This is a genomic window from Pseudoalteromonas sp. NBT06-2 (genome assembly GCF_002276045.1).
Lineage (GTDB): Bacteria > Pseudomonadota > Gammaproteobacteria > Enterobacterales > Alteromonadaceae > Pseudoalteromonas.
Genome location: NZ_NQMR01000112.1, coordinates 22434 through 32572, shown reverse-complemented (window position 1 = coordinate 32572; position 10139 = coordinate 22434). Strand labels below are relative to the sequence as shown.

8 protein-coding genes are annotated in these 10139 nt (G+C 34.9%); 5 read left to right on the top strand and 3 right to left on the bottom strand.

What is annotated here, in order from left to right:
* Nucleotides 1–147 precede the first annotated feature (147 nt).
* The 5 genes from CJF42_RS18620 to CJF42_RS18600 all read left to right on the top strand — a co-directional run bounded on the left by CJF42_RS18620 (nt 148) and on the right by CJF42_RS18600 (nt 4880).
* The gene (locus tag CJF42_RS18620) at nt 148–1629 is read left to right on the top strand and encodes a glycoside hydrolase family 19 protein (protein ID WP_252097663.1); all 1482 of its coding nucleotides are present in this window, start codon (nt 148–150) and stop codon (nt 1627–1629) included.
* Nucleotides 1630–1881: 252 nt separating this feature from the next.
* Nucleotides 1882–3306: a COG3014 family protein gene (locus CJF42_RS18615; RefSeq protein ID WP_095368119.1), complete on the top strand. Its 1425-nt coding sequence runs from the start codon at nt 1882–1884 to the stop codon at nt 3304–3306.
* 12 nt (nt 3307–3318) lie between these two features.
* Nucleotides 3319–3750 (top strand): YcfL family putative periplasmic lipoprotein, encoded by a 432-nt coding sequence (locus CJF42_RS18610; RefSeq protein ID WP_095368118.1) that lies wholly within the window; start codon nt 3319–3321, stop codon nt 3748–3750.
* 70 nt (nt 3751–3820) lie between these two features.
* The gene (gene lpoB, locus CJF42_RS18605; protein ID WP_252097667.1) at nt 3821–4390 is read left to right on the top strand and encodes a penicillin-binding protein activator LpoB; all 570 of its coding nucleotides are present in this window, start codon (nt 3821–3823) and stop codon (nt 4388–4390) included.
* Between the two features lie 22 nt (nt 4391–4412).
* A complete protein-coding gene (locus CJF42_RS18600; protein ID WP_095368116.1) occupies nt 4413–4880 on the top strand; it encodes an outer membrane lipoprotein in 468 nt (155 codons plus the stop codon).
* 286 nt (nt 4881–5166) lie between these two features.
* Here the strand turns inward: CJF42_RS18600 and efpL are convergent, their stop codons facing one another.
* The 3 genes from efpL to CJF42_RS18585 form a co-directional block, all read right to left on the bottom strand.
* Complete coding sequence (gene efpL, locus CJF42_RS18595) at nt 5167–5742, bottom strand: elongation factor P-like protein EfpL (RefSeq protein ID WP_095368115.1); 576 nt, start codon at nt 5740–5742, stop codon at nt 5167–5169.
* 314 nt (nt 5743–6056) lie between these two features.
* Nucleotides 6057–8240: a M4 family metallopeptidase gene (locus CJF42_RS29120; RefSeq protein ID WP_170940655.1), complete on the bottom strand. Its 2184-nt coding sequence runs from the start codon at nt 8238–8240 to the stop codon at nt 6057–6059.
* A gap of 587 nt (nt 8241–8827) precedes the next feature.
* Entirely contained in the window at nt 8828–9976 is a 1149-nt protein-coding gene (locus CJF42_RS18585; protein WP_095368114.1) for a M20 family metallopeptidase, read from the bottom strand.
* Nucleotides 9977–10139 lie beyond the last annotated feature (163 nt).

Genomic DNA, 10139 nt, shown 5'->3' with positions numbered 1-10139 from the left:
TTATATTGAGCGAGAATTGCTGTGGTTTTTATTGTTCTGATGTGGAAAGATATTTTTTATTTAATGGAGTTATTTATCGAATACGATTGACATCGCTGTCATTTGTTATCAGGATGTAACTTAAAGTTAACAAAATAGGTGCTAGTTGTGTTTAAAATAAAAAAACAAACATTAGTGAGCATGTTGCTTTTATTACCCAACATTATCGCTATTAATGTAGTTAATGTAGTTAATGCAGATACCAATAATGACCAAGTTGAATCAACCAGTTTTGAAGAATTTAAGCCTAATGGGGTTTATTTAAACGGTGATCAGGTGTTTTATAGTGCATCTCTTTTTGAAGCGCGATATTGGACTCAAGGTGATACGCCAGATAAAACAAATCAATGGGGGCCTTGGCTGTTTCTGAGGGAATGTGAGGGCGGCAGTACAGGTGAGTGTTCCGGTAATGGAGATACAACTCCTGGTAACCCCGCTGGTCCTCAGCCTAAACCTGGTGGCGGATATACTATGCTTAAAAGTGAAATTGAAGCTCAAGAGCAAATATTAACAGATACGCCATTATTTGTTGAAGTGAAAGCATCAATTGCCACATTAGACAATCAAAATGTAGAAGCTGTAAAGTCTGGACTTGCTACTAACCCAGTAAATGTAAAACGTGTAGAGAAAATTATTGATGAAGCTTCATGGGTAAATACTTTTCCTGATCGTGATGTAGCGTATACTTATACGAAATTTTTAAAATCAATCGCTAAGTTTTCTGGTTTTTGTGCAAGTTATGATGACGGACGTGATTCAGATGCGATATGTAGAAAGTCATTAGCAACGATGTTTGCGCACTTTACCCAAGAAACGGGTGGTCACGATCCTAATTCAGAAATCGATCAATGGCGTCAAGGCTTAGTGTATGTGCGTGAAGCTGGTTGTGATGAAGATGGACCTAATTGTCTATATAATGCGGAATGCTCACCTGATACGTGGCAAGGTCAAACATGGCAATGTGGCACAAATACTGACGGGAGTTATAAAAAGTACTTTGGACGAGGTGCGAAACAACTTAGTTATAACTATAACTATGGCCCATTTTCACAAGCAATGTTTGGCGATACCAAAGTATTATTAGATGATCCTGACCGGGTTGCAACTAGTTGGTTAAATATCGCTTCAGCAGTGTTCTTTTTTGCATATCCAGCATCACCTAAACCAAGTATGTTACATGTCATTGATGGTACTTGGCAGCCGAATGCACACGATAGCGAAAATGGTATTAAACCTGGCTTTGGTGCAACAACAAATGTGATTAATGGCGGGATTGAATGTGGTCATGGCTATGAAAAGCCACAATCTGTTAATCGCATTGCTTATTATCAAGCCCATGCAAACAATCTAAATGTGCCTATTGAAGCGAATGAAGAATTAGGTTGTAAAGATCAAAAACGTTTTGATAAAAATGGAGCTGGTGCATTATTAGTTTACTGGGACCAAGACTGGGGTTACTATCCTGAAAACCCAGAAGGCAAATCTTTTTCTTGTAAATTGGTTGGTTACCAAACACGTCACTTTGCATTACAACAAGGCGATTATCAAAAATGTGTTGAACATTATTTTGATGTTGAAGTTGTAGAATAACAACATATAATATAGACAGGGGCTTTAGCGAGATTAAGCGTTAAAGTCTTTATTCAGTTTATGTTAATGTATACCATATTAAGCTAATAGCGTTGATAATAGCTAATGGTGCTTATAATGATAAAACCTATCTTACGATTTCTTACACTTTTTAGACAATTGCTCACGTTATTTATTCGTTTTTTATATAGAATATCAATCTCAAATCGTTTGATTGATATTGTTTTTAGATTTCAGAGTAATTAGTATTTCATGTTAAAGCCTATATTTTCAAAATTTGTATGTATTTTAGTGGTTTTCACTTTGTCTGGTTGTGCGACCATTCAATTTAGAGACTTATTCTCCGGCTATGCACAGCAAATGGAACCCGTAAAGTTACAAACGATTAATGGTCAGTATGAGCAAGCTTTAAAGCAAGTACCTGAGCGAGATATTTCAGATACTAACTATGTGTTAGTTTTATTAGAAAAGGGACGCTTAAAGCATTTAGCGGGGGATTATAAAGCTAGTAAACATTATTTTAGCCAAGCAAGTGCCTATATAGATGAGCAAAAGCTTAAAGCTAAGTTTCAAGTGAGTAAAGGAATACAAAATATAGGCGCTATTATTAGTAACGATAATGCTATTACTTATATGGTTCCAGATTATGAACAAAGCATGATGCATAGCTATCAAGCATTGAATTATCTTTACTTGGATGATCATGAAGGTGCACTTATTGAAATAAGAAAAGCGAATTTAGTACAAAGAGCAGCCTTAAAAAATAATTTTGATACCATCAATGATGCGATTACAAGTTTACAAGATGATGTTGAACTTGATTGGCAAAGTATCAGTGCAACATATCCAGAAATGGAAGATGTGATTGGTAAAGTAAAAAATGGTTTTCAAAATGCCTATACATTTTATATATCAGCAGTGCTTTATGAAGCGTCTGGGGAATTAAATGATGCTTATATAGATTATAAAAAAGCATTAGAAATATATCCAGACAACCAATATTTGCAGCATGATGTCTTAAAGCTGGCAAGTAAATTAGGCATGACTGATGATTTAACAAAGTTAGAAAAACGTTTTGGAAAATACAACAATAATGAGCAAAAAAGTATAGGTCAAGTTGTTGTTATGTATGATCAAGGCTTGGTTGAAGAACGAGATGAAATGGTATTACGTTTACCAGTTTATACCAGTAAAGATGAGATGCGTTTTTATAGTATATCGCTTCCGGTTTATCAGCAATCGAATCAATTTGATACCTCAGCACAATTGGATATAGATCATAAAACTTTAGAGTTTGATCAAATTGTTAAAGTAGATGCCTTAGCTGCACAAACTTTAAAGTCACAATTGCCGAGTTTGATAACTCGTCAGGTTATTAGACTTATCGCAAAAGAAAAAATGCGAAAAAAAATGAGTAAAGAAGGTGGTGATGTTGGCAATATTATCGCTAATTTGTATAACTTATCATCTGAGCGTGCTGATACGAGAAGTTGGCTAACCTTGCCACAATCTAGCAATATTTTAAGAGCAAATTTAACACCAGGAAAACATAGTCTATCGCTTAAAGTTGGCGGGATTAATAAACAAATTAATGTTGATGTAAAGGCAAATCGCATCACGTTAGTAAATATTATAGCAACGGGTAATCATATTGATTACAAAACAGTTAACTTATAAAGGGCTTGTTAAATGTCTCATTTTTTAAAATTAATTATTTTTGTGAGTGTTTCTGTGATGGTTGGATGTGTAAAACCAGTCACTTCAGGTATAGGCATAAACCAAATGACTGAATCAGATAATTATAGGATGCATTTAAAGTTTGATAATCCTAAATTAACTAAAAAGTTGCAGATAACAAATGTGATCAGTCGTATGAATAATGATTTATTACAACTTAATATTGAATTGAGTAGTAATTATAAAAGATCACAAAATTTGCAATATCATTTTGAATGGTTTGATGATCAAGGTTTTGCTGTTGAAGCTGGTAAATCATCTTGGAAACCTCTTGATTTACATGGTTTTGCAGTAATTAGTTTAGCTGCTTTAGCGCCATCAGTTAAAGCTTCAAAGTTCAAAGTATATGTGCGAGAAGTTTCAACTAAAGCACAAAGATTTTAAAACGAATTTAGATTTAATTAGAAAGAAGGATAATCCCTTGAAAAAAGTAATTGTAGGTACCGCAATAGGTATGACTGTTTTAGTTTTAACGGGTTGTGCTAATAAAGCTGTAGTGAGTTATGGTGATGCAACAGCCGTTGAAACAACAGATATTAATTTTGGTTCAACTGATTTACAAAAAGTAGCCACCCAAATGACTGATTCATTATTATTATCACCAGTTGTAGGGACATTAACTGCCAATAACAGGCCTGTTGTTTTTGTTGAGCGTATTAAGAATAAAACCAGTGAACATATAGATACAGAATCCATTACAGATTCTGTATCAACTAAGTTATTACGTTCAGGTAAATTCCGCTTTGTTGATATGAGCAGAGTAGAAGCAGCACGTGAACAGTTAAATTTTCAACAAAAAGGCGGTATGGTTAACCCAAATAAAGCAATCGCTTTTGGTAAACAAGTCGGAGCGCAGTATATGCTATACGGTAATTTATCGAGTATTGTAAAGTCGAATAAAGATAAATCAGACGTATATTATAAATTCACAATGAGATTGATGGATTTAGAGAGTGGACTAGTTGAATGGGCTGATGAAACCGAAATTCGCAAAACTCGAGAAACAGCTGGTATAGGCTGGTAGTAAAACTCAAAAGGTACTTATTATGACAAAAGTAATAACCTTATTACTAATTTCTTTTATATTTAGTGCGCATGTTAGTGCTGGATATGAAAGAAATAAAGCTGTGCCAGTACAGGAAGTGTTATTTGGTAAAGTGCAGTCTGTTAGAAACATCACACAACAGGAATTAATTCGAGACAAAAATAAAGGTTGGAAAGTTTTTGGTGGCGCATTAATTGGTGGCGCAATTGGTAGCCAATTTGGTGATGGAAGTGGTCAAGTTGCAGCGACTATTTTAGGTTCTTTAATTGGGGCTTCTATTTTAGATAATAAACATCCACAGTATCGTAAAACAAGCTTACGTTTAGTGGAGATGATGATTAAAACAGATCAAAGTAAAGCGTACATGGTAGTACAAGATTTTGATTCTAGAATGATATTTAATAGAGATGATAAAATACGTTTAATTTACTTAGCTAATGGTAGTGTAAGAATAGATAAAGCTTTTTAGTTAGTAATTTAACAGAGCGTAGCGAAATCTCGGGGCTTGTCTCCGTGCTAGATAGTGTTGGCTTTTTAAGGCTTTGTTAGTTTTATCGTTTGCGATAAAGCTTTGGACGATCTTAAATCTCGGTCGCTTGCGGCCGAGATTTTTATAAGTTATTGAAAACCTGAACATGAAAATTATCAGGTTTTTTATTGCTTGTGATTTGTATTTATACCATTTCCGTTAATAAAGCGCTTTGAAACCCATCTAAAATGGGCTGATGTCCCTTTAAGTTGTTTGTTTACAGGACTTATTTAGATTCAGCACGGCCCATAAATTTACGTTCTTCAGTATTTACTTTGATTTTATCGCCAGTAGAAATATGCTCAGGCACCTGAACTGTTAAACCTGTAGAAAGAATGGCAGGTTTTGTACGCGCAGTTGCTGAACCACCTTTAATTGATGGGTCAGTTTCAGTGATCACTAGCTCAACGCTAGACGGTAAATCAATGCCCACTGCAGAACCATCAACTAACACAACTTGAACGCCTTGTGTATTCTCATCAATAAATAGTACTTCATCTGCAATGCTTTCTTTATTTAAGTTATAAGGTGTGTAGTCTTCATTATCCATAAATACAAACTCATCACCATCTAGGTATGAAAACATGACTTGGCGACGGATTAAATCAGCAAGTGTCAGCATGTCACTATCTTTAAAAGTTTCGTCAACTTTTAAACCTGAAACCACATCGTACATACGCATTCGGTATAGGCTTCCGCCTGCTCGACCTTGTGGTACTGAGCGTTCAATATCTCTGATGATGAAAACACTGTTGTTATATTCAATTGCTGTATTTTTTTTAATGTCACTTGCCTTTGGCATAATATTTTTTCCTGAAAATTACAATGCGCTAAAAATAACATTTACGTATTTATATGCAACAAGATAATCTTAATACTAGTGATTAAGCATAAGTTTCATTTGAACGTATACATAAGCCATTTCAATATACGAGTTTCAGGACTGTTGAGTAACTGATGATCTAGGCGCATCTTTGTATTAATGGTTACTCTCTTAAAATAAGGTGGGTATATATATTGAAATTCATTTTGTTACTTTTAATAAGTTAAAAAACCTATATCGCAAGCGATATAGGTTTGATGAAATTTCTGGGAAATAGAGTTGTTTATATCTCTTTAGAAAGTCATAGACCAGCGATTAATTGTGCCAGTATCCCAAGATGCACTATCAACAGCTTTTAATTGCCAAGTACCTGCTGTATCGGTGCCACTTAAAGTAACAGAATAAGTCTTTTTGATATCATTAGCACTACCGCCAGAGTTTTTATGTAGTACATAATTTACACCTGAAGGACTAATTAAACTTACTCTTAAGTCACCTTTATATGTATGGTTAATGTCTACTTCAACACTCACACTTGATGCATTACCAATATCAGCTACAGCGATATCACTAGTCACACCAGCTGCATTATTATCTGGAATTGGGTAGCTTTGGTTATTTTCAAAAGTACCAGTACCACCGCCTGAGCCACCTTCAGTATAACTAGCAACTAAAGACATACCTGAATAAGCAGCGTAACCGTCTATCATAGCTGAATAGCGCACTGCTTCAGGCGCTGCTACTGTACAACTTTCAGTGTTACCATTTTTGTATGGGCGACAATCATAATTTGATTTAGATGCTGTGCTGCCTGCTTTCATATATAAATCAGCATCACCACTGCCACCATTGATTTGAATAGCTAAATCAGTTGCATCTGCTGGTACATCAATATAAAACAGAGTTTGAGAATCTTTATTACCAGATATAGTTACTCCAACACCATTTTGTAATTCAGTTTCAGTGTCACCACCTCCACCTCCACCGCCACATGTTGCATCTACACCAACAGTATTAAAAGCTGCAACAACGTGATCTGTACTGTAACTTGCATCTGTCGCCGCATTTTTTACGCCACACGCAGCTTCATCAAATGTCGTATTGGCAGTCCAATATAATTGGTTTGCTCTGACCATGACCTCAAATGCTTTTTTTGTATCCCAACCAGTAGTATTTGCAAGTAAGTAAAAAGCACGATTAAATACACCGCTTGAATGATGCACATCTATGCCATTGTAATAGTTGGATGCATGACCAATTGAGTTGCCGTCTTGTGTTGGGTCTTGGAAATAACGAAGAGAGCCTTGGCCTTTAAATATTTGAGCGCCCACTAACCAATCATTTGATCCTTGCATAAAGAACTCTGCTGCTTCACCAGCCATATCTGAGAAAGCTTCATTGATCCCACCAGACTGGTTACTGTAGACTAAACCTGAATTTTGTTCTGTGAATCCATGACTTACCTCATGAGCAGAAACATCTAAGCTAACAAGTGGGTAAAAAGTATTAGCACCATCACCAAATGTCATTGCAGAACCATCCCAAAATGCATTTTCATAATTACTAGAATAGTGAACACGCATAGTCAACTGGAAAGATAATGGGGCTGTACCATACCAATCATTATATAAATCAAACACAACACCACCAAAATAATGTGCGTCGTTTAATGGCGCGTATGCACCATTGATTTGTTTAACTGTATTTCTAGGACAATTATAGCTGTAGGCAGAAGAACCTGATGTAGAACCGTTTAAATTAACAGTTTTTACATTGGCATTATTCATAGTACACGTATTACCAGATTGGCTGACATCTAGGTAACCAAAGTCAGTACCATATTCATATTGACCCGTTTTCTCGTTGCCCCCAGGGCCAGTGCCAACTAAAGCATGTGTTAAACCTTCCCATTGCTTAATTATTTCACCAGTATTTGCGTCCATAATGGCAAATGGGCGAGTAGGTTGTTTATGCGCATTAAAGTAAGATAGTTCATAAACAAGACGCGCTTCTTGGTGATCGTCTAGATATACGTAAAGTTGAGTCTTTTTGTTTTCAGCAGTTACTTTTATACTACTCTGAGCAATTAATTTTCTCATTGCTTCATCGGCTGTTAATGTTACAGCTGTAGAAGCAATATCTTGTTCAATATTTGTTAGTACTTGACCAACACTTGATTGCATTAAGCCAAAGCTATTTGATTGCGCAACGACTGCACTATTATAAACAGGAATGCCTTTATATTGCTGTTGGTATTTTGCTTTTACGTTACCATTAGCAAGCACAACTCGACGTACTTCTTTCATTTGATAATCATTTGGTAAATTAAGTTGTTGGCTGATAGTTTGCTGCATTACAGAGTTAGAGATTTTGTTATTAGAGCTAACTTGCTGTGCATCTTGCCACTGTGCAGCTTGCGCATTCATGCTAAAAGCGATTGCAACTGCAACGGGGGCAAATTTAAATACATTTTTCATTTTATATCCTTAAAGAAATATTATTATTCATCTCACGTAACAAAGTTCATAAAATATACTCTGTTAGTGGTGTTCCTATTTGTAAAACTAAAAAGACATAAAAGGAAGTTTATTTACGTTGTTTTAACATTGCCATTATTTTTTCTATTTAAAAATGATCATTGCAACTATTGTTTTTTTATTGTAATTAAATATTTAGGGTTTTATGGGGTATGTAATAACTAACTAAGTATTTCTATTTAAAAATGTTATATTTTTGTTATTTATTTTAAGATGTTTTCGACTCTATATCTATGCTGCATGTAAATGCGCGATTTCAGCTAGTCGCGAAGCGTGCCAAATCCGAGGCATAATATGTGTCTTAAGCATTTTCAATACATATCTTATAACAGCGCCGTTGGCCGCTTATCGTCTTGCCCTAGAGGGAGTTTAGGTAGAAAACGATTACTGCGTTATGATTCATCTTCAGAGAATAACTTATTCCTACAAAGTTATGTATTGATATTAAGTATCTGTGAAACGCTGAATTCTGCATCTTGAGGTAGCTTGGATATTTAACAGAATTACCAATTGATTAAATAAAATTATTATGCAAATCGTGCTTTTTTCATTGAAGTTTCAACATATTTATTTGAATTTTGTTTGGTATATTGGAAAAGGATTTTGCTCATTTCATCTATACGGCGTATGAAACTATTTTTACAAGCACGTTCGTTAGTTGTATGGTCACCATCACCAAATGGCCCAAAACCGTCAATGGTAATTAATCCAGCCTCAGACATGGTATTTGCATCGCTGACACCACCTCGAGATTCAGTTGGTAATGTATAGCCTATTGCTGAATTAATGAAATTTAATAATTCTTCTTGCTTAAGGGTTGGTGACATAACATCTCGTTGTACACCTCCAGTGATACTTATTTTAACACCTTCAACTTTGGCATGATCTACAATGTGATAGATATTTTCTAATACTCTGAGCTTTTCATCAAAACAATTGAATCGAGCTTCAACTACGAGATTTGCTTTTGGAGAGATGGTATTAGCGCCAACACCACCTGAACATTTTCCCACATTAACAGTGGTTTCTTGAGTTAGGTCTGTTAAAGCGGTTAAATCTATAATCATATGTGCAGCAGCTAAATTAGCATTAATGCCATTACTGTATTCATTTCCTGCATGGGCTGCTTTTCCCTCAATTTTAATATTAAAAGTGGCGACACCTTTACGTGATAGTACAACTTCATGATTTTTACCCGCAGCTTCAAATACAAAACAATAATCATAGTTTTTTGCTAACTGACTAGAAAGCGTTTTACTATCATCACTGCCAGTTTCTTCATCACTGACAAGTAGCATATCAATATTTACAATTTCACCAGTTTGCTGCTTTAAATTTCTTAATGCACACAAAGCAACATAGTTACCGCCTTTCATATCACACACGCCAGGTCCATAAATCCAGTCATCATCTTCTGAAAATTTTTCGAATGTACCTGGTGGATAAACAGTATCTAAATGACCTAATAATAATATTTTTTTGCCAGGTTTTTTATTTGATTTAAATAAAATGTGATTACCAATAAGTGCTCTTTCATATGTTTGAGATTGAAAGCCTAAGGGCAGCATCCATGATTTAAATACTTCTGCATTTTGATCTACCCCGCATTTATTTTTACTGTATGAATTGATATTTATGATTTTAGCAAGTTCAGTGAAATTCATTGATTTAATCATGTTTTAAAGCTTCCATAGTGATTTTAGTCGGATTTATCTCCGTATTTAAATATAAAAATTTAAATTTAAGGTTTCATTTTCGTGACCGTTTCATGAACAATTTAGTGATTTTTTATTTCTTCAACTTACTGTCATAAAACTAGATTCTAATAGATGAAACAAA